General features: G+C 60.1%; 15 protein-coding genes. 7 read left to right on the top strand and 8 right to left on the bottom strand.

Annotated elements, in window-relative coordinates; all coding sequences use genetic code 11:
* The first annotated feature begins 4 nt into the window (after positions 1-4).
* On the top strand, positions 5-1,069 hold the full coding sequence (locus NK667_RS05580; protein WP_054617332.1) for a GlxA family transcriptional regulator: 1,065 nt from the start codon (positions 5-7) through the stop codon (positions 1,067-1,069).
* A 410-nt stretch (positions 1,070-1,479) separates the two neighbouring features.
* Here NK667_RS05580 and NK667_RS05575 read toward each other — a convergent pair whose 3' ends face one another.
* Positions 1,480-2,217 carry a class II aldolase and adducin N-terminal domain-containing protein gene (locus NK667_RS05575; RefSeq protein WP_054617390.1) on the bottom strand — a complete coding sequence of 246 codons (738 nt, stop codon included), beginning with the start codon at positions 2,215-2,217 and terminating at the stop codon, positions 1,480-1,482.
* Between the two features lie 203 nt (positions 2,218-2,420).
* On the opposite strand from NK667_RS05575, the gene NK667_RS05570 reads away from it, so the two are divergent.
* Together NK667_RS05570 and NK667_RS05565 are read left to right on the top strand one after the other, a co-directional pair.
* Positions 2,421-3,890 carry an aldehyde dehydrogenase family protein gene (locus tag NK667_RS05570; protein WP_054617333.1) on the top strand — a complete coding sequence of 490 codons (1,470 nt, stop codon included), beginning with the start codon at positions 2,421-2,423 and terminating at the stop codon, positions 3,888-3,890.
* A gap of 240 nt (positions 3,891-4,130) precedes the next feature.
* Positions 4,131-5,066 carry a choline ABC transporter substrate-binding protein gene (locus NK667_RS05565; protein WP_054617334.1) on the top strand — a complete coding sequence of 312 codons (936 nt, stop codon included), beginning with the start codon at positions 4,131-4,133 and terminating at the stop codon, positions 5,064-5,066.
* Positions 5,067-5,120: 54 nt separating this feature from the next.
* Here NK667_RS05565 and NK667_RS05560 read toward each other — a convergent pair whose 3' ends face one another.
* Both NK667_RS05560 and NK667_RS05555 read right to left on the bottom strand, forming a co-directional pair.
* Positions 5,121-5,978, bottom strand: a complete 858-nt coding sequence (locus NK667_RS05560) for a hypothetical protein (protein WP_054617335.1) — start codon at positions 5,976-5,978, stop codon at positions 5,121-5,123.
* Between the two features lie 53 nt (positions 5,979-6,031).
* On the bottom strand, positions 6,032-6,682 hold the full coding sequence (locus NK667_RS05555) for a hypothetical protein (RefSeq protein ID WP_152981156.1): 651 nt from the start codon (positions 6,680-6,682) through the stop codon (positions 6,032-6,034).
* A gap of 343 nt (positions 6,683-7,025) precedes the next feature.
* Here NK667_RS05555 and NK667_RS05550 point away from each other — a divergent pair, with 343 nt between their 5' ends.
* Positions 7,026-8,147: an HlyD family secretion protein gene (locus NK667_RS05550; protein WP_054051528.1), complete on the top strand. Its 1,122-nt coding sequence runs from the start codon at positions 7,026-7,028 to the stop codon at positions 8,145-8,147.
* Positions 8,144-9,733, top strand: coding sequence for a DHA2 family efflux MFS transporter permease subunit (locus NK667_RS05545; RefSeq protein WP_054617337.1), 1,590 nt, complete (start codon positions 8,144-8,146; stop codon positions 9,731-9,733). Before NK667_RS05550 ends, NK667_RS05545 begins: the two co-directional genes overlap by 4 nt.
* Here the strand turns inward: NK667_RS05545 and NK667_RS05540 are convergent, their stop codons facing one another.
* From NK667_RS05540 to NK667_RS05530, 3 genes are all read right to left on the bottom strand, one after another.
* Positions 9,734-10,174 carry a carboxymuconolactone decarboxylase family protein gene (locus tag NK667_RS05540; protein ID WP_054051525.1) on the bottom strand — a complete coding sequence of 147 codons (441 nt, stop codon included), beginning with the start codon at positions 10,172-10,174 and terminating at the stop codon, positions 9,734-9,736.
* Positions 10,175-10,265: 91 nt separating this feature from the next.
* Positions 10,266-11,708 (bottom strand): mechanosensitive ion channel family protein, encoded by a 1,443-nt coding sequence (locus NK667_RS05535; RefSeq protein WP_054617338.1) that lies wholly within the window; start codon positions 11,706-11,708, stop codon positions 10,266-10,268.
* 205 nt (positions 11,709-11,913) lie between these two features.
* Complete coding sequence (locus tag NK667_RS05530) at positions 11,914-12,780, bottom strand: pirin family protein (protein WP_054617339.1); 867 nt, start codon at positions 12,778-12,780, stop codon at positions 11,914-11,916.
* A gap of 192 nt (positions 12,781-12,972) precedes the next feature.
* Here NK667_RS05530 and NK667_RS05525 point away from each other — a divergent pair, with 192 nt between their 5' ends.
* Both NK667_RS05525 and dkgB read left to right on the top strand, forming a co-directional pair.
* Positions 12,973-13,512 carry a PaaI family thioesterase gene (locus tag NK667_RS05525; protein ID WP_054051519.1) on the top strand — a complete coding sequence of 180 codons (540 nt, stop codon included), beginning with the start codon at positions 12,973-12,975 and terminating at the stop codon, positions 13,510-13,512.
* Positions 13,513-13,754: 242 nt separating this feature from the next.
* Positions 13,755-14,558 carry a 2,5-didehydrogluconate reductase DkgB gene (gene dkgB / locus NK667_RS05520; RefSeq protein WP_054617340.1) on the top strand — a complete coding sequence of 268 codons (804 nt, stop codon included), beginning with the start codon at positions 13,755-13,757 and terminating at the stop codon, positions 14,556-14,558.
* Positions 14,559-14,561: 3 nt separating this feature from the next.
* Here dkgB and NK667_RS05515 read toward each other — a convergent pair whose 3' ends face one another.
* Positions 14,562-17,786, bottom strand: a complete 3,225-nt coding sequence (locus tag NK667_RS05515) for an ATP-binding protein (RefSeq protein WP_054617341.1) — start codon at positions 17,784-17,786, stop codon at positions 14,562-14,564.
* Entirely contained in the window at positions 17,787-18,407 is a 621-nt protein-coding gene (locus NK667_RS05510) for a response regulator transcription factor (protein WP_054617342.1), read from the bottom strand. It abuts the gene before it with no gap.
* Positions 18,408-18,591: the final 184 nt, after the last annotated feature.

The following is an 18,591-nucleotide window of genomic DNA, read 5'->3' as shown; positions in this document are numbered from 1 at the left end:
GCTCATGAATGATCAGTCGTCCAATAGCACTGAAAGCCGCTTCACCTGGCGGCGTGGCGATGTCGCGCCGTTGCGCGTCGCGGTGTTGTTGCTGCCGTCGTTTTCCAACTTTGGCCTGGCGGCGGTGCTGGAGCCGTTGGCGATTGCCAATTGGCTGACCCAGCGCCAGATATTCGAATGGTCGCTGTTGTCCCTGGACGGCGAACCGGTGCAGGCCAGCAATGGCCTGATCAGCGTGGCCAACGACGGTCTGCGCGCCGATCAGGGTTTTGATGTGTGCCTGGTGATCGCCAGTTTCGATGTGCACAAACACAGCCGCAACCTGGCGCTCAAGAGTTGGCTGCGCAAGCAAGCGTTGTTCGGCGCGGTGCTGATGGGCGTGGAAACCGGCACCGAATTGCTCGCCGCTGCCGGTGTTTTGGACGGCTATGAGGCCGCCGTGCACTGGGACAATCTGCAAGGGTTTCAGGAGAGCTATCCGCGGGTCCATGCCAAGCCGCAGCTCTACACCCTGGAACGCCAGCGCATGACGTGCGCCGGCGCCACTACGACTCTGGATATGCTGCTCGGCTGGATCGGCCAAAGCGTCGACAGCGACCTGTCCCGGGAAATCGCCATGCACTTGTTGATGGGGCATGTGCGGGCGCCGGCCGACAATCAACTCGACGGCGGCCTGACCAACACCGGGATGTACGGCAGCAAGATCCGCCGGGCGGTGCAGTTGATGGAAAAAGCCTTGGAAGAGCCGCTGGATTGTGAGGCGATTGCCAGTCAGGTCGGGCTGTCGCGGCGGCAGCTGGAGCGTCAGTTCAAGCATCAGACCGGATTGTCGCCGCTCAAGTACTACATCACATTGCGCCTGGCCAAGGCCCACAGTTTGCTGCAACAAACACGACTGAGCGTGGCCCAGGTGGCGGCGTGCTCAGGCTTCGGCTCACTGGAGCATTTCTCCCGCACCTACCGCGCCCGCTTCGGCTGCCCGCCCAGCGAAGACCGCAGCCAGCTCTTTACCGCCCCGGTGATGCGCCAGCCCTTGAGCAAGGAACGGCGCCCGGCCGAGGCGGATTGATTTGCACCCGATACCCCCACTCGTCGTAGCAGCTCGTTCGGTTCTGTAGCAGCTGCCGAGGTACGAGGCTGCGTTCGGCTTGTAGCAGCTGCCGAGGTACGAGGCTGCGTTCGGTTCTGTAGCAGCTGCCGAGGTACGAGGCTGCGTTCGGTTCTGTAGCAGCTGCCGAGGTACGAGGCTGCGTTCGGTTCTGTAGCAGCTGCCGAGGTACGAGGCTGCGTTCGGTTCTGTAGCAGCTGCCGAGGTACGAGGCTGCGTTCGGCTGCGAAGCAGTCGTGAAGTCGATCGATGCGGTGTTTCAGTAAAACCGCGAGCCTCGGTTTTACGACTGCTTCGCAGCCGAACGCAGCCTCGTACCTCGGCAGCTGCTACAAACCGAGTACAGGCATCGGCAGTTGCTAAAGATCGTGTTACGGCCTGATTAACCGATAGTCAGGCTCTTCCTCATCCAGAATCTCCATCAGCGCGTTGAAATGCTTGTCGGCAAAACCTGGGTAATCCAGCCATTGCCGGCAGGTCTTGCGTGCGATTTCGTCGCTGGCGATGCGCAATTCGCGGCCGGTGGACAGCGCGGTGATGTAGGTCTCGCAGGCGCGTTCGAAGTAGTACAAATCATCGAAGGCCTGGGCGATGCTCGTCGCTGCCACCAGCAAGCCATGGTTGCCCATCAACATGATCGGTTTATCGCCGAGCAAGTGACTGACCCGCTCCGCCTCCTCGCCCAAGCCCATGCCGTCGAAACCTTCGTCTATCGCTACCCGCTCGAAAAAACGCATGGAATTCTGCTCGATCGGTGGCAGCCGCGAATCCGTCAGGCACGCCAGCGCCGTCGCGTATTTAGAGTGGGTGTGCAGGATGCAACGGGCGTGGGGCTGGTTGCGGTGGATCGCGCTGTGCAAAGCCCACGCGGTGATGTCCGGCGCGTCCGGGCGGTCGAGGCTGGCCGGGTCATCGGCGTTGACCAACAGCAAGTCGCTGGCCTTGATCCGCGAGAAGTGCTTGCCGTACGGGTTGATCAAAAAATCCCGACCGTCCCCCGACACCGCGACGCTGAAGTGATTGGCGATGGACTCGTGCAGGTTCAGCCGCGCCGCCCAGCGAAAGGCGCAGGCCAGACGGATGCTCAGTTGCTCGACAGGTGGATTCATCATGTGCCCTCGGCGTGGTGGATCGGCTTTCCGGCAGTGTAGAGAGACGCCGACGCGGCACTTGATGGGAAACGACATTGGTTGCCGTTATTTCGCGGCGTGGCCACCGTGGGAAAACGGCATGGTTATGCCGTGTTTGATCAAGAGCACCGCTTCCGGCACCTACATAGTGAGCGTCACGACCCACTTGGCTGGAGACATCGATGGTGCAGATTCCGTTGTTCATTGCAGGTGTTTGGCAGGCGCCGCAGCAGGCGCGATATCGCGATGTGATCAACCCCGCGAACGAGGACGTGCTGGCGCAGGTGGCCGTGGCCGGAGCGGTCGATGCGAGGTTGGCCATCAGCGCTGCACGCGAGGCGTTTGATGAGGGACCGTGGCCGACGATGCCAGTCACCGAACGCGCGCAACTGATGCAGCGGATCGCCGGGCTAATCGAAAAGGACGCCGAGCATCTGGCGCGCCTGGAAACCCTCAACGCCGGCAAGACTTTGGGTGAAAGCCTCGGTGACGTCGGCAATGTGGTCGCCACGTTTCGCTTCTACGCCGCCCTGCTGGAAACCGAAAGCGCCAGCGTCAACAGCCACGCGCCCGCGCATGTCATCAGCTTCAACCAGCGTGAACCGGTGGGTGTCTGCGCGTTGATCGCGCCGTGGAATTATCCGCTGCTGCAAGCGGTGTGGAAGATAGCCCCGGCCCTCGCCGCCGGCAATACCGTGGTGTTCAAACCCAGCAGCCTGACGCCGATGACTGCTCACCGCTTGACCGAATTGCTCGCTGAAGCAGGGTTGCCGAGCGGCGTGTTCAACTTGCTCTGCGGTCCTGGCGAAGTCGGTGAATTGCTTGCTGCCAGTGATGAGGTGGACCTGGTATCGCTGACCGGTGGCGCTGGGGCTGGCGGCAAGGTGATGCGTGCTGCCAGTGGCAATTTCAAGCGTGTGGCGCTGGAGTTGGGTGGCAAGAATCCGAACATCGTGTTCGCCGATGCGGACTTCGAAGTGGCGCTGGATCAGGCGCTGAACGCGGTGTTTTTCAACGCAGGGCAGATCTGTTCCGCCGGGTCGCGCTTGCTGGTGGAGGACGGGATTCATGATCGATTTGTCGAGGCGTTGCAGCAGCGGATTCTGAAGATTCGCCTCGGTGACGGTCTCGATCCATTGACGCAAATGGGCCCGCTGATTTCCGCCCATCAGCGCGATCTGATCCTGACGATGATTGCCGGCGCGGTCGAACAAGGCGCGACTTTGTTGGCGGGCGGCACAGTTCCCGAACAGTTCGAGCGCGGTTTCTGGCTGCGCCCGACCTTGCTCGGCAACGTGCGCGCGGACATGCGCATCGCTCGGGAGGAAATCTTCGGCCCGGTGATTACCGTCGAGCGTTTCAGCGGCGAAGCCCAGGCGCTTCGACTGGCCAACGACACGCCCTATGGCCTGGCCGCTGGCGTCTGGACCAAAGACTTGGGCAAAGCCTATCGCATGGCCAAGCGGCTGCGGGTCGGCACCTTGTGGATCAACGACTACAACGCCGCGTTTCCCCAGGCGCCGTGGGGTGGCTTCAAGTCCAGCGGCATCGGGCGTGAACTGTCCCGCGCCGGGCTCGATGAGTTTACTGAGCTCAAGCACATCTACCTCAATACCGAGCCGGCACCGTTGAACTGGTTTGGGGTTGATTGAGAGAAAAGTTCAACGGACACAAACCCTGTGGCGAGGGGGCTTGCCCCCGTTCGGCTGCGAAGCAGTCGTCAATTCAGAGCACTCGATTTGTCTGAAAGGACGCCGGGGGCCGCTGCGCGCCCCAACGGGGGCAAGCCCCCTCGCCACAAAAGGCCCCTCGCCAGGTTTCGCATCACCCATAACAACAAGACCACCACACCCCAAACCGCTGCCCACGTTTACCTTTGAGGAGTTGACCCAATGAAAGCCTTGCTCTTGCTTGCAACCCTTACCCTGCCACTCCTGGCACAGGCAGCGGAACCCGAGTCCTGCGCCACGGTGCGGTTTTCCGATGTCGGCTGGACCGACATCACCGTCACCACCGCCATCACCAGCGAAGTGCTCGAATCCCTCGGCTACACCACCAAAACCACCCTGCTGTCGATCCCCGTGACCTACCGCGCCCTGGCTTCAGGCAAAGACCTTGACGTGTTCCTCGGCAACTGGATGCCCACCACCGAAAACGACATCAAACCGTTCCGCGACGCCGGCACCGTCGAAACCGTGCGCGCCAACCTGCACGGCGCCAAATACACCCTGGCCGTGCCGAATTACGTGTACGACGCCGGGCTGCACGACTTTGCCGACATCGCCAAATTCAAGGACAAGCTCAACGGCCAGATCTACGGCATCGAACCGGGCAACGACGGCAATCGACTGATCCAGACAATGATCGACAAAGACGCCTTCGGCCTGAAGAGTTTCAAAGTCGTCGAATCCAGCGAAGCCGCCATGCTCTCGCAACTCAGACGCGCCACCCGCAAGAATGAATGGATGGTGTTCCTCGGCTGGGAACCGCACCCGATGAACACCCGCAACAAGATGAAGTACCTCAGCGGCGGCGATGAATACTTCGGCCCTAATTTCGGCCAGGCGACGGTGTACACCAATGTGCGTAAGGACTATCTGAAGGAGTGCAGCAATGTCGGCCAATTGCTGCAGAACATGGAGTTCAGCCTGGCGATGGAGAACCAGTTGATGGATGCGGTGTTGAACCAGAATCAAAAGCCAAGGGCCGCGGCAAAGGCGTGGTTGAAGGCGAATCCGAAGGTGCTTGAGGCTTGGTTGGTCGGGGTTACCAGTCGGGATGGGAAGGATGGGTTGAAGGTGGCCGGCGCTCGTTTGGCGGCTCAATAACTTGGAAAGCATTATCCGTAGGAGCAGCCAAAAGCGGCTCCTACGAAACTCATCTCACAGTGCTTTAAGCATGTGCTGAATGGCTTTGTGTCCGGATTTTGGGGCCTCGGTAAAAAAGTCAGCAATACGAGCCGCAAATTCTTGGGTGTTCTGAAAAGACTCATTCATCGTCAAAGCCGTGTCATTGATCGAAACCATGACATAAGCGCGCTGGCCATTGCCGATAAAACCTAAAGAGGCGTGATCATTGCCATGGTGCAAGATCACCAGAATTGAATCTCGGGTGATCGGATACTTTTCTACTTCCCACTCGGGTGGCTCGCTCCTGCCGAACACCTGAGCGAGTCTGGACAAGAATGGAGCTCGCCGAGCCGCCTCTCCCTGTAACGTCTGGTTTGCCAAAACAAGTACTCTGCTCCAGGCATCAACATCATAAGTAGCGCGACGATCAGAACACGCACTTGAGTACGATTCAGCGGAGGCCATGCATGTGTCGTCGGTTATCCATGGAGACACATCGCTGAAATCACTGGAGGTGGACATTTCCTCTTTGTACTTACTGAGAAAGTGCTGGACAGAGGCGACTGCCGAGCCCGGCATTTGGTACGAGTCTTCAGTTCCCATAGGAAGATCAAGATAAAGATCATCCAGTACCAATGGCCTTGGGGAACGATCAAACGGCGCACCATCATTTACCCAGCTAACATCTGAACGCTCTGAACTCAACTCATCAAACTGCTCCAACAAAGCAATCAGCTGATCTCGTTGAGCCGGGTCGGACATTATTTCAGCGATCAGCGCGGCGGACGCTTCGTATCCACTTTGCGTTTCCAGATCAGCATCGAACCCCTTCAGCTCGCGAAGCGCATGAGCAAGTTCGGCTTTTGAAAGTTGAGGTCTGGCATCAGTCATAAAATTTACTCTACCTCCCGGCAGTTCATTGCGCAAAGTTGGACCATGACCGCCTATCGCCGAGCGTCATAGCGTGCAGAAAACGCCTGCGCATCTGATCCGCTCAAGTAGAAGTACTCATCAGGGCAGCCTCTGCGCCACACCGCTGTAATACTGCCATTGCGAGGTGACAGCCGGCGCATTCTGCAACCCGCCTCATAGAAATCGATGAGTTTCCTGCCTCCTTTGGGATCTGCATGTAACAACAACTCTCCATCCCCACCTTCGTCCAGCGCAGCCTGGATCGTGCAATCAATCAAAGCCTTGGCAACACCTCGAACGGCTGGCTGACACAGAAGCTGTTCGTACACTTCAGCGGGCGCATCAGATAAGTACCAAGTAAAAGCGCGCTGTCGTTCTACACCCTGGACGTTGCAATGAAGCTTTGGCACGAGAGAAAGCATACCAATGGGAAATTTCTGCTCGCCCTTCGACAGGACAACACACATCGCTTTGCCCTTTTCGGAGAAGTTGCCAGGTAACTGGGTGAGGTAATTGTGGATGGCGACGAGTTTCAGATTATTTGGCCAACGCCATCCGACATCCGCCCGGGTTTTCTGACTCGCAAGGCCGTCATGCGAGTAATGACTGTCGACGATAGGTTGAACTGCTTCGTGCCAATGCCTGGCCAACGCTTTAGTCATCGGCACGACACTGACTTTCACTTGGAATGGGGTCCCGGAGGCGTCACTGGCGAGCAGCGATGCTATGGGCCGCTGTAGCGGCATAAGTGAGCTTCCTTGCACGTGGAATTTACGATTCTGTGAGATTTCAGTTGCTGCCCATCAAGCTAGCACAGGGTTCTGAACAACACGCCGGGCGGCACTTTTCAGAATATTTCTGCGGCATAGAGGCCAGCACAGCACTTGCGAAACTGCGCCTTTGGCATCAGCGTCCTGGCAGCTCACGCCTAACCTGACGACCGGCAGCAAAAATCAATTGCCACAAAATATTACATGCGTCATATTACGGTCGTAATAACGACTCGCTCTTCACAGGTATTTCCCCATGACCAGCATGCCCACCGTTGAACCCGACCTGGCTGTCCCGGTGACCACCACCAAGCCGCCCGTGCTCAAACGTTTGCTTCTGCTGACCGTGGCCATCGCGGCACTGATCGGCCTCGGGTTGTACGGCGCCCACTGGTGGACGGCCGGGCGATTCCTTGAGGAAACCGACGATGCCTACATTGGCGGCGACGTCACGGTGATCGGGCCGAAAGTCGCGGGTTATATCGAAGAAGTGCTGGTCACCGACAACCAGAAGGTGAAGGCCGGCGACGTGCTGGTCCGCCTGGATTCGCGCGACTACCGCGCCAACCTGGCCAAGGCTGAAGGCGCGGTCGCTGCCGAAGAGGCCCTGCTCGCCAACCTTAATGCCACCGAACAATTGCAACACGCGGTAATCGGCCAGGCCCGCGCCGGGATCGATGCGGCGGGCGCCGAAACCGCTCGTTCGCGGGATGACGATGCGCGCTACAAAAAACTGGTCGGCAGCAACGCGGTCTCGGTGGAAAGTGCGCAGCGCGCCAACGCCACCTTCAAGACCGCACAGGCGATCAGCGCCCGGGCCCAGGCAGAGTTGCTCGCTTCCCAGCGTCAGCTGGACGTGATCGAAACCCAGAAACAACAGGCCCGCGCCGCGTTGATGCAAGCCAAGGCCGAACGGGATCTGGCGCAACTGAACGTCGGCTACACCGAACTCAAGGCGCCGGTGGACGGCGTGGTCGGTAATCGCCGGGCGCGGGTTGGCGCTTATGCCCAGGCCGGTTCACAACTGTTGTCGGTGGTGCCGTCGAGCGGACTGTGGGTCGATGCCAATTTCAAGGAAGACCAATTGGCGCGGATGACCTCCGGCCAGCGCGTGATCATCCGTGCCGACGTGCTCTCTGGCCAGGTTTTCCACGGTCATCTCGACAGCCTCGCCCCGGCCAGTGGCGCGCAGTTCAGCGTGTTACCACCGGAAAACGCCACGGGTAACTTCACCAAAATCGTCCAGCGCGTGCCGGTGCGCATCGTGCTTGATCCAGCGGATGGTGTGCTCGGTCATCTGCGTCCAGGCCTGTCGGTGACCGCTGAAGTCGACACCCGCGACGAGGATAAAACCCCAGCTGTGGCCAGCGCACCATGAGCACCGTCGCCGCCCCCGCGCAACCGTTCAATGCCGCCACGATGGCGACGGCGACCAAAGTCTTCGCCTTCGCCAGCATGTGCATCGGCATGTTCATTGCGCTGCTGGATATTCAGATTGTCTCCGCTTCGTTGCGCGACATCGGCGGCGGGCTCTCCGCCGGCACCGACGAAACCGCATGGGTGCAGACCAGTTACCTGATCGCTGAAATCATCGTAATTCCGTTGTCCGGCTGGTTGTCCCGAGTGTTCTCGACCCGTTGGCTGTTCTGCGCCTCGGCGGTCGGTTTCACCCTGGCCAGCCTGCTCTGCGGTGTGGCCTGGAACATCCAGAGCATGATCGCTTTCCGCGCCCTGCAAGGGTTTCTCGGCGGCTCGATGATCCCGCTGGTGTTCACCACCGCGTTCTTTTTCTTCACCGGCAAACAACGGGTGATCGCCGCCGCGACCATCGGTGCGGTGGCTTCACTGGCGCCGACATTGGGCCCGGTGATCGGTGGTTTCATCACTGACGTGTCGTCCTGGCACTGGCTGTTCTACATCAACCTGGTGCCGGGGATTTTTGTCGCCGTGGCAGTGCCGATGCTGGTCAAGATCGACCAGCCGGAACTCTCGCTGCTCAAGGGCGCCGACTACCTCAGCATGGTGTTTATGGCGCTGTTTCTCGGCTGCCTGGAATACACCCTCGAAGAAGGCCCGCGCTGGAACTGGTTCAGCGACAGCACCATCCTGACAACTGCGTGGATCAGCGGCCTCGCCGGGTTGGCCTTCATCGGACGAACCCTGCACGTGGCCAATCCAATTGTTGATTTGCGCGCCTTGAAGGACCGCAACTTCGCCCTCGGTTGCTTCTTTTCATTCGTCACCGGGATCGGCCTGTTCGCCACGATTTACCTGACGCCGCTGTTTCTCGGCCGGGTGCGTGGCTACAGCGCGCTGGACATTGGCCTGGCGGTTTTTTCCACCGGGGTGTTCCAGATCATGGCGATTCCGCTGTACGCCTTTCTGGCCAATCGCGTCGATCTGCGCTGGATCATGATGACCGGCCTGGGGCTGTTCGCGTTGTCGATGTGGGATTTCAGCCCGATCACCCATGACTGGGGCGCCCGGGAATTGATGCTGCCGCAAGCCTTGCGCGGGATTGCGCAGCAACTGGCAGTGCCGCCAGCGGTAACCCTGACCTTGGGTGGCCTGGCGCCGTCGCGGCTCAAACATGCTTCGGGGTTGTTCAACCTGATGCGCAATCTCGGCGGTGCGATTGGTATTGCGGCGTGCGCCACCATCCTCAACGACCGCACCAACCTGCACTTCACGCGGTTGGCGGAGCACTTGAACAGCACCAACGAAGCGCTCAACCAGTGGCTGTCCCAGGTCGGCAATAACTTCGCCGCCCTTGGCCAAAGCGGTGACGCGGGGGTCACCGCCAGCCTGCATCAGCTGTGGTTGCTGACATACCGCGAAGCCCAGACACAAACCTACGGCGACGCATTTTTGATGATCATGGTCTGCTTCATCATCGCCACGGCGATGGTGCCCTTGATGCGCAAGGTGCAACCACCGGCCGCGCCGTCAGCAGACGCTCACTGATCAGGCTTGAGGCATTTTGCGGAAGCCAATCGCCAGGCGGTTCCAGGCGTTGATGGTGGTGATGGCGACGGTCAGGTCGACCATTTCCTTGGGGCTGAACTCAGAGACAGCCAATTCATAGTCTTCGTCCGAAGCGTGGGTCTGGCTGATCAGGGTCAGGGATTCGGTCCAGGCCATCGCCGCACGTTCACGCGGGGTGAAGAACGGCGTTTCGCGCCAGGCCGACAAGGTGGCCAGGCGACGCTCATCTTCACCGCCCTTGCGGGCATCGGCGCTGTGCATATCGAGGCAGAACGCGCAGCCGTTGATTTGCGAAGTGCGCAGCTTGACCAGTTCGATCAGGTTCTTTTCCAGCGGCAGTTTCGAGACAGCGGTTTCCAGGGCGATCATGGCTTTGAGCGCGTCTGGGGAAGCAGTGTAGAAATCGATACGAGGTTTCATGGTGGGCTCCATCACAAGTGGGTGTGGAGCTACGTTAATCCCGCCCACGCCTGGGACAAATAGCCAATATTCGGGAAGTCGAGGAGGCCATTCACGCCCGATTACGCAACCACTGCAAAAACCCCTTCTTCGGCACCACCACCGGTTCGTCCTGGGTCAACGTCCGCGCCTTGTGCAAACGGAAATCCAGCAAGGCTTTCATCGCATCGTTGATGTCGTGACGTGCGTCCAGGCAAGGTTTCAGGTAAGCCTTTTCAATGCGGTACAGGGCACAGAATGTCTTGGCGGTAAACGCGGCGGGCACCGAGGTATCGGACAGAATGCCAGCCTCGCCAATAACCTCGCCCGGCCCCATGCGCCCGGATTCGAACGGCGTGCCGTGCCGCATCAGAGTCACCGAAATCACCCCGGACTCGATGATGAACAAGTGATCGCTGACCTCCCCCGCCGCCAGGATCGTCTCGCCGGCGCGGAAGGTTTGCAGGGTCATGTTCTGGCTGAAGGTTTCTTTCTCTTCCTGGCGCAGGGTCGAGAAAATCGCCGAGCTTTCCAGCAGCGCCCTCGGCCGGGACACGTTGCTCGGCGGGTTGGGCTCCACACTCGACAGCAGATTGATGCCGGACGCCTGCAAGTGCCGATACGCCAGGTCGAACAGCAGATTGCGCACGGTGCGCTTCTGGTCCATCGAGGCGACAAACCCGCTGATTTCGTATTCGACCCCGGCGCTGCTGGAGCTTTTCAGGGCGACATTCGGTGCCGGGTGATCGAGCAGCAGACGGCAGCCCTGCATCGCCCGCTCCAGGGCTTCGACCACGGTGTTTGGCCGTGCATGTGGGCTCAGTTGCAGGCAGATGGACACGCCGAACATGTCGCTCGGCCGACTGAAGTTGATGATCTTGGCCTTGGCCGCCAGGGAGTTGGGAATCACCGCCAGGCTGCCTTGGGCGGTTTGCATGCGCGTGGCACGCCAGTCGATGTCTGTGACCCGGCCTTCGGTGCCGTCGATGGAGATCCAGTCATCGATTTGATAAGGCTTGGTGGTGTTGAGGACGATGCCGGAGAACACGTCGCTGAGGGTACTTTGCAGCGCCAGGCCGACGATGATCGCCACCGCGCCGGAGGTGGCGAGGACGCCTTTGACCGGCAGGTCGAGCACGTAGGCCATGGCCGCGATGATCGCGATCAGGAAAATCACCGCGCCGAGCAGATCCTGGAGCAAACGTCCGGTGTGCCCGACCCGTTGCATCATCACGGCGCCGATCAGCACCGTCAGGGTCCGTGCACCGAACAGCCACCAGCCGATCTGCAAACCGGTGGCGGCCAAGTGCAGCGGCACATTGTCGGCCCAGGGCGCGGGCTCCAGCGGGTTCAGGCCTTCGTTGAACAGCAGGACGCTGAACAACGCAAAAATCACCAGCCGCACCACCAGTTTCCAGTTGCTGCCGTTGGTGCTGATCAAACGCCACAGCCCCAGATCGATCAGGATCAAGGCCAGCGCGACGAGCAGCGGGTGATCGGTGAGCAGTGACAGCATCAAGCAACTCCAGCAAGGACCAATGGCGCGAAGATCGCACGGATTGGGCACAGTGTAGGAGGATTTGCGGTCCTGAGAACACAGCAAACAACTGTGGGAGCGGGCTTGCTCGCGAAGGTGGCGTGCCAGTCGACATTGATAGTGACTGACACGCCCTCTTCGCGAGCAAGCCCGCTCCCACAGGGTTATTGCGGTGTGGCGGGTTTTAGTGGCTCATCCGCCCAAACCGCCCCGACTGGTAATCGGCAAACGCCTGGTGGATTTCCTGCTCGCTGTTCATCACAAACGGGCCGTGGCCGACGATGGGCTCGTCAATCGGCTCGCCGCTGAGCAGCAACACCACCGCGTCGTTATTGGCTTCCAGGCTGAGTTGGTGGCCGTCGCGTTCGAACAACGCCAACTGCCCTTGCCGCACCAATTCCAGGCCATTGATCTGCACCGTGCCGCGCAGCACCACCAGCGCGGTGTTGCGACCTTCGTGCAAGTCCAGCGTCAGCAATTTGCCGGCGTTGAGGCGCAGGTCCCAGACATCAATCGGCGTGAAGGTGCGCGATGGGCCGGTATGCCCGTCGAACTCCCCGGCGATCAGGCGCAGGCTGCCCGCATCGTCCTTGAGCGGGATGTTCGGGATGTCGCGATCGAGGATCGTCTGGTAACCGGCGTCGGCCATTTTGTCCTTGGCGGGCAGGTTGACCCACAGCTGCACCATTTCCAGGGTGCCACCGGTTTTGGCGAAAGCGTCGGAATGAAACTCCTCATGGATGATCCCCGAGGCGGCGGTCATCCATTGCACATCGCCCGGCCCGATCGTGCCGCCACCACCGCTGGAGTCCCGGTGTTGCACTTCGCCGTCGTAGACGATGGTCACGGTTTCAAAACCGCGATGTGGATGCTGGCCAACGCCACGCTGCTCGGTGGTTGGAGTGAATTCAGCGGGCCCGGCGTGATCCAGCAGCAAAAACGGGCTGATGTGTTTGCCCATCGTGTCGTAGGAAAACAGCGTGCGAACCGGAAAACCGTCGCCGACCCAATGCGCCCGTGGACTGGTGTAAATACCGATGATGTTTTTCATCGCGCCTCCGAAATAGTTGGGTAAAGCATGAACCCAGCTTAAATCTGATATCAATTCTGTACTAGACAGCAACAACCAGTCTCAGCGTCCCACCAGTAGAACGATCCCGGCAAACGAGGACTGGCAAGGTTTTTATTTCGGACATAATATCGATGAAAATTACAGCCGTAATATCTGTCCGAGGAATTGACCATGCAAAGTCCTACCCGTGAAGCCACCCTCGCCCAATGGATCGCTCAGGAACAGGCGATGCGCGCCCGCCTCGCCGGCCCCGGCAGCCTGTCGATGGCCGAAGTCAGCGCGCTGTCGCCCACGGAGTTTTTCGAAGGCGTCGGCAACGGTGAACTGCCCTCGCCGCCAATTGGCACGCTGATGGATTTCATCCCGATCGAATGGTCGGCCGGGCTGTTCATCTTCCAGGGCACCCCGGATTCGCGGCATTACAACCCGCTGGGCAGTGTGCATGGCGGCTATGCGGCGACCTTGCTGGACTCGTGCATGGGCTGTGCGATTCACACGCAATTGAAGAAAGGCCAGGGCTACACGACGCTGGATCTGCGCATCAGTTATGTCCGGGCGTTGACCGGCGCCAGCGGCCCGGTACGCGCCGAGGGCAAGATTGTGCACCTGGGGCGCTCGACGGCGTTGGCCGAGGGGCGGATTTATGATGTGGATGGGCGGTTGTATGCGACCGGATCGACGACTTGCATGATTCTTGAGGCGCGGGGGTAAGATTTGGAACCGTGGTGCGGCCTTCGCGAGCAAGCCCGCTCCCACAGGGGATTTGTGAACGCCACAGATTCAGGGTGGGAGCGGGCTTGCTCGCGAAGGGGCCAGACCAGACACCCACAACCTCACCCACCTGCCCCCATTCATGACTTTCGGTAAACATTGCTTTGCCCCACCAGCGGTTTTTCTCAAGGATGCCGGCGCGGATACTCGTGTCCATTCCCACTGCAACCCTGGAGTCATCAATGTCTATTCCCGCATTCGGTCTTGGTACGTTTCGTCTGCAAGGCCAAGTGGTCATCGATTCGGTGAGCACCGGCCTTGAACTCGGCTACCGGGTCATCGACACCGCGCAGATCTACGAAAACGAAGCCGACGTCGGCCAGGCCATCGCCGCCAGCGGCATTCCCCGCGAAGAGCTGTTCATCACCAGCAAGATCTGGGTCGCGAATTTCGCCAAGGATCGCCTGATCGACAGCCTCAAGCAGAGCCTGCGCAGCTTGCAGACTGACTACCTGGACCTGACGCTGATCCACTGGCCATCCCCGGAAAACCAGGTGCCGGTGGAAGAATTCATGGGCGCCCTGCTCGAAGCCAAGAACATGGGCCTGACCCGCCAGATCGGCGTATCGAACTTCACCGTCGACCTGATGCAACAGGCGATCGCCGCCTTCGGTGCCGAGAACATCGCCACCAACCAGATCGAACTGCACCCGTACCTGCAAAACCGCAAAGTCGTCGAGTTCGCTCAGAGCCAGGGCATCCAGATCACCTCCTACATGACCCTGGCCTACGGCGAAGTGTTGAAGGACCCGGTGATCCAGCAGATCGCCGAACGCCTGAATGCGACACCGGCTCAAGTCACCCTGGCCTGGGCCATGCAATTAGGATATGCGGTGATTCCTTCATCGACCAAACGCGCCAACCTGGAAAGCAACCTGCACGCCGTTGCGCTGACCTTGAGCGATGCCGACATGGCGTTGATCGCCGGCCTGGATCGCGGCCAACGCTTGACCAGCCCTAAAGGCATCGCCCCGCACTGGGATTGATCGTCAGCGCGGCCCGAGGCTCTGGTCCAGGCGCGTCATGGTCTGCTGCAACTGCTCGACGGCGACGTCGATCTGCGCCCCGCGACCTTCGGCACACGCCTGTTCCAGTTGCTCGCAACACTCGATCAGCCGCACCGCCCGAACCATGCGCGCACCGCCCTTGATGCGGTGCGCCAAGTCCCGGAGGTCCTGGCGATTATCCGCCGCGTGCGCCAGCAACAATCGTTGGCGATCCTCACGGTTGGTCAGCGCCAGCTCCTGCACCAGACGATCAATCAAGCTGCGGTCGCTGCCGACGTAGCATTCCAGGCCACTCAAATCGATATCGGCCTGCGGTGGTTCTTCCGGGTGTGATTCGTCAGCAAACCTTGCTGCCAACCAGGCACTCAGGTCTCCCAGGCGTATCGGTTTGAACAGGCAATCGTCCATCCCCGCTTCGAGGCAGCGCAGCTTTTCCTCGGGTTGGGCATTGGCGGTGAACCCCAGGATCAACGTCGCCGGCAACCCTTGAGTCCGCTCCTCATCACGAATCGCCATCGCCAGTTCATAACCACTGAGCACCGGCATGTTGCAGTCCGTGATCAGCACATCGGGCGTCTGTTCTCGCCACTGCTCCAACCCCTGCCCGCCATCCTTGGCCACCAATACGCGATGCCCCAGATAACTCAGCTGACGCGACAGCAACAGGCGATTGGCCGGGTAGTCGTCGACCACCAGAATCGTCAACGCGCGGATCGGCAACGGCAGTTCGCCCGGCGGCGCTACGCTGGACTGCAACGCTTGCAGCACGGGCACCTCCAGACTGACCTCGACCCGCGTGCCCCGACCGAGCTCACTGTGAAGCTGCAACCGCCCACCCATCATTTCGCACAACGAGCGGCTGATCACTAACCCCAACCCCGAACCGTGACGGCCGGATTGCGGGTTGTTGCCCGCCTGGACGAATGGACTGAACAGCCGCTGCTGGTCGGCGACGCTAATGCCGATGCCACTGTCCTCGATCATCACGCTCACCCGCAGATGCCCGGACACGCCAGGCTCCAAGTGCAAGCTCAGGCTGACCTCGCCGGCTTCGGTGAACTTGATTGCGTTACTCAACAGATTCGACAGGACTTGTTTGAAGCGCAATGGATCGATCAACACATAGCGGTCGCTGTGCGCGTCCAGTTCAACCCGCCAATCAAGTGCCTTCTGGCGCGCCAGACCTTCAAAAACCCGACACACCGATTCCGTCAGCTCTCGCAAATTGGCGCGCTCCGGCGCCAACGATAAATGCCCGGACTCGATGCGGGCGATGTCGAGGATATCGCCGATCAACACCAGCAATTGCTGCGCGGAACTGGACGCCACTTCAATCGCAAACCGATCAGTGACGCCCTCTTCCGAGCGTTTCAGGGCCAGTTCGAGCATGCCGATCAAGGCGTTCATTGGCGTGCGAATTTCATGGCTCATGGTCGCCAGAAAGGTGGTTTTCGCCCGGTTGGCATCATCGGCGACGTCCTTGGCGTCCTGCAATTGCTGGAGCCAGCGCTGACGCTGGGAAATCTGCCGGCGCTGCCAGGCGATCCAGCCCAGCGCCAGCAACAGCAAGGCCGCAGCAGCGGCGAAGCCTTGCAGGATGGCTTGCCGATGACGCTGCCAATAGCTGTCATCGACCATCATGTCATTGCTCCAGCGCGCCACCAATTCGTCCATCTCCTGGGGCGAAATGCTCAGCAACGCCTTGTTCAGGATCGACTGCAATTCCACCGCGCCAAGGTCGGTGGCCAGGGTGATGAGCGCCGGTTCATTGCCCACGGTGCTATTGATCTGCAATCGGTCGCGGTAGTGCCGGACAATCAGGTGACGGGTCAGGATCAATGAACTGAGCGCCGCATCAGCCTGCCCTTTCACCACGGCCTCCAGACCTTGCGCCGGACTTTGCACATCCACCAGCCGGACACCCGCTGCCCGCGCCAGAATAAACTCGCGCAAAGGATGACTGTGATTGATCGCCAGACGCTTGCCCGCCAGGTCGTCCAGGGTTTTCGGGCTGCCCGCCGTGGTAGCACTGACCAGCACGAACGGATTGCTCAGGTAGGCGCGGGTGAAACGCAACTCGGCCTCGCGTTCGGCGCTGGGAATAATCGCGGGTACCAGGTCAATTTCACCGGCCTTGAGTTGCTGGATCTGTTGATCCAGTGAGCGGCTGCGCAGCGCCCTGAAATTCAAGCCGCTGCGCTGGCTGATCAGGTTCAGCAACTGCGCCGTCAGTCCGCTGAAGCGTCCCTTTGCATCGAAAAACGTCAGCGGCGCGAAATCCTCGACGACGCCCACGGTGAGCGTCGGATGCCGCGCCAGCCAACGCTGTTCAGCGGCGCTCAAGCGCACGCTCTGCTGACCGGAAAGGTTGGCCCGGCCGGCACTCCAGCGCTGCTCGATGGCCGCGCGCTGATCCATGGGAATCGCCGCCAGCGCGCGATCGACGATGCCCGACAGGCGCGTATTGCTACGGGCCAGCGCAAAGCCGAACGGATTGGCGTCCAGGCCGGATGGCCCACTCAGGTGAACGTTGTTGAGGTAGTTATTGTTGATCAGGTAATTGGCACTGATGAAGTCGCCCAGATACACATCGTCCTGGCCAAACGCTACGGCGCCGAGGGCTTCGAGTGTCGAGGCATACTGGTGCAGCCGTGCCTCGGGATAGAACGCCTCGACACTGGAAGCCCGTAGGTAATCGTCAACCATGGCAATGCGCTTGCCGGCCAGATCGTCGGGCAGGCGCTCGTCCAGTCGAGTGACCAGCATCGGCTGGTCCTCGGCATAGGCGCGGGACCTGATCAGGTCGGGATCGGCCACCTCGAAATTGTTCGACGTCCCAAGCAGGTCCAGCCCATCAAGTTTGAGCGCCTGCATGGCCGCCTCGCGCGTGGCGTAACGCAAGACCTCGACCTTGACGTGCAGCAGTTGCGCGAGCAGATCGGCGTAGTCGGCGGTGAGGCCCTCCAGTTCAGCGTGATTGCGCGTCACCTCGAAGGGCGGGTAGTCCGGCCCCGACACACCGAGGCGCAACACGCGTTTGTTGCGCAGCCATTGCCAATCCGTTTCGTCGAGTTGGACGTCGTATCCGTCGACGGTCGAGCGTCCGAGCAGGTCCAGGGTTTGCGGTTCGTCCGCCATCACCGCGGGGGTTTGCAGCGCAGTGAACAACATCAGCACGATCAGGCAGGCGCGCACGGTCTGGTCCATTCAGATCAGCTGGTTGCGTTTGCAGAAATCACGCAAGTGCACCGCCGAATGCACCCCGAGTTTTTCGATCAGGCGCGTCTTGTAAGTGCTGACGGTTTTGTGGCTCAGGTTCATGAGCTCGGCGATTGCCTTGTTACTCATACCGTTCGCCAAGTGTCGGCATATAGCCAATTCGCGATTGGAGAGTGAGTCGATCATCTGCTTTTCACTGCTTTGCAGCATGTCCAGGGACGACGAGGGCAATCGGCTGAAATAGGTATAGCCGGCCATGACCGCATGGATCGCTTTGTGCAATTGGCTCAGATCGTTGGTTTTCGAGACATAGGCCAAGGCGCCGGCCCGCATGCAACGCTCTTGAAAAAACAGCGGCTCCAGGGACGTAAAGATCAGCACCCGACAGGAGAACTCACTGAGCCTGATGCGCTCCAGCACTTCCAGCCCATCGAGACCGGGCATGACCAGGTCGAGCACCAGCAGATTGGGGGCATGTTCGCGAAGCATGGCCATGACCTCGCTGCCGCTGGACACCTCGTCGATCTGTTTGAAGCCCTCCTTTTCAAGAACAATTTTGACTGCGGCCCGTACCACCGGATGATCGTCCACAATCAGCGCTGACTTCATGGCAACTCCCTGTGCAAAAGACATGATTGCCCAACGTCTACCCCGGTGCTGGCTCGGGGCAGTCGCAACGGCTGCGCAATGACTTTTGCATGGGTCGACAGGTAAAACTACCTGTCAGATCTGACAGTGCCGACGAATGGTCGCCAGGGCATGCGATCCCTGTGGCGAGGGGGCTTGCCCCCGT

It is taken from the genome of Pseudomonas nunensis, from assembly GCF_024296925.1.
GTDB lineage: Bacteria > Pseudomonadota > Gammaproteobacteria > Pseudomonadales > Pseudomonadaceae > Aquipseudomonas > Aquipseudomonas nunensis.
Note: the sequence above shows the minus strand (reverse complement) of the source record. Positions and strands in the feature narration are given on the sequence as shown.

What these genes read in the sequence shown, in the direction of transcription:
- NK667_RS05580 (WP_054617332.1), top strand. Translation starts at nt 5, where the DNA reads ATGAATGATCAGTCGTCCAATAGCACTGAAAGCCGCTTCACCTGGCGG.
- NK667_RS05575 (WP_054617390.1), bottom strand. Translation starts at nt 2,217, where the DNA reads ATGAATCCACCTGTCGAGCAACTGAGCATCCGTCTGGCCTGCGCCTTT.
- NK667_RS05570 (WP_054617333.1), top strand. Translation starts at nt 2,421, where the DNA reads ATGGTGCAGATTCCGTTGTTCATTGCAGGTGTTTGGCAGGCGCCGCAG.
- NK667_RS05565 (WP_054617334.1), top strand. Translation starts at nt 4,131, where the DNA reads ATGAAAGCCTTGCTCTTGCTTGCAACCCTTACCCTGCCACTCCTGGCA.
- NK667_RS05560 (WP_054617335.1), bottom strand. Translation starts at nt 5,978, where the DNA reads ATGACTGATGCCAGACCTCAACTTTCAAAAGCCGAACTTGCTCATGCG.
- NK667_RS05550 (WP_054051528.1), top strand. Translation starts at nt 7,026, where the DNA reads ATGACCAGCATGCCCACCGTTGAACCCGACCTGGCTGTCCCGGTGACC.
- NK667_RS05545 (WP_054617337.1), top strand. Translation starts at nt 8,144, where the DNA reads ATGAGCACCGTCGCCGCCCCCGCGCAACCGTTCAATGCCGCCACGATG.
- NK667_RS05540 (WP_054051525.1), bottom strand. Translation starts at nt 10,174, where the DNA reads ATGAAACCTCGTATCGATTTCTACACTGCTTCCCCAGACGCGCTCAAA.
- NK667_RS05535 (WP_054617338.1), bottom strand. Translation starts at nt 11,708, where the DNA reads ATGCTGTCACTGCTCACCGATCACCCGCTGCTCGTCGCGCTGGCCTTG.
- NK667_RS05530 (WP_054617339.1), bottom strand. Translation starts at nt 12,780, where the DNA reads ATGAAAAACATCATCGGTATTTACACCAGTCCACGGGCGCATTGGGTC.
- NK667_RS05525 (WP_054051519.1), top strand. Translation starts at nt 12,973, where the DNA reads ATGCAAAGTCCTACCCGTGAAGCCACCCTCGCCCAATGGATCGCTCAG.
- dkgB (WP_054617340.1), top strand. Translation starts at nt 13,755, where the DNA reads ATGTCTATTCCCGCATTCGGTCTTGGTACGTTTCGTCTGCAAGGCCAA.
- NK667_RS05515 (WP_054617341.1), bottom strand. Translation starts at nt 17,786, where the DNA reads ATGGACCAGACCGTGCGCGCCTGCCTGATCGTGCTGATGTTGTTCACT.
- NK667_RS05510 (WP_054617342.1), bottom strand. Translation starts at nt 18,407, where the DNA reads ATGAAGTCAGCGCTGATTGTGGACGATCATCCGGTGGTACGGGCCGCA.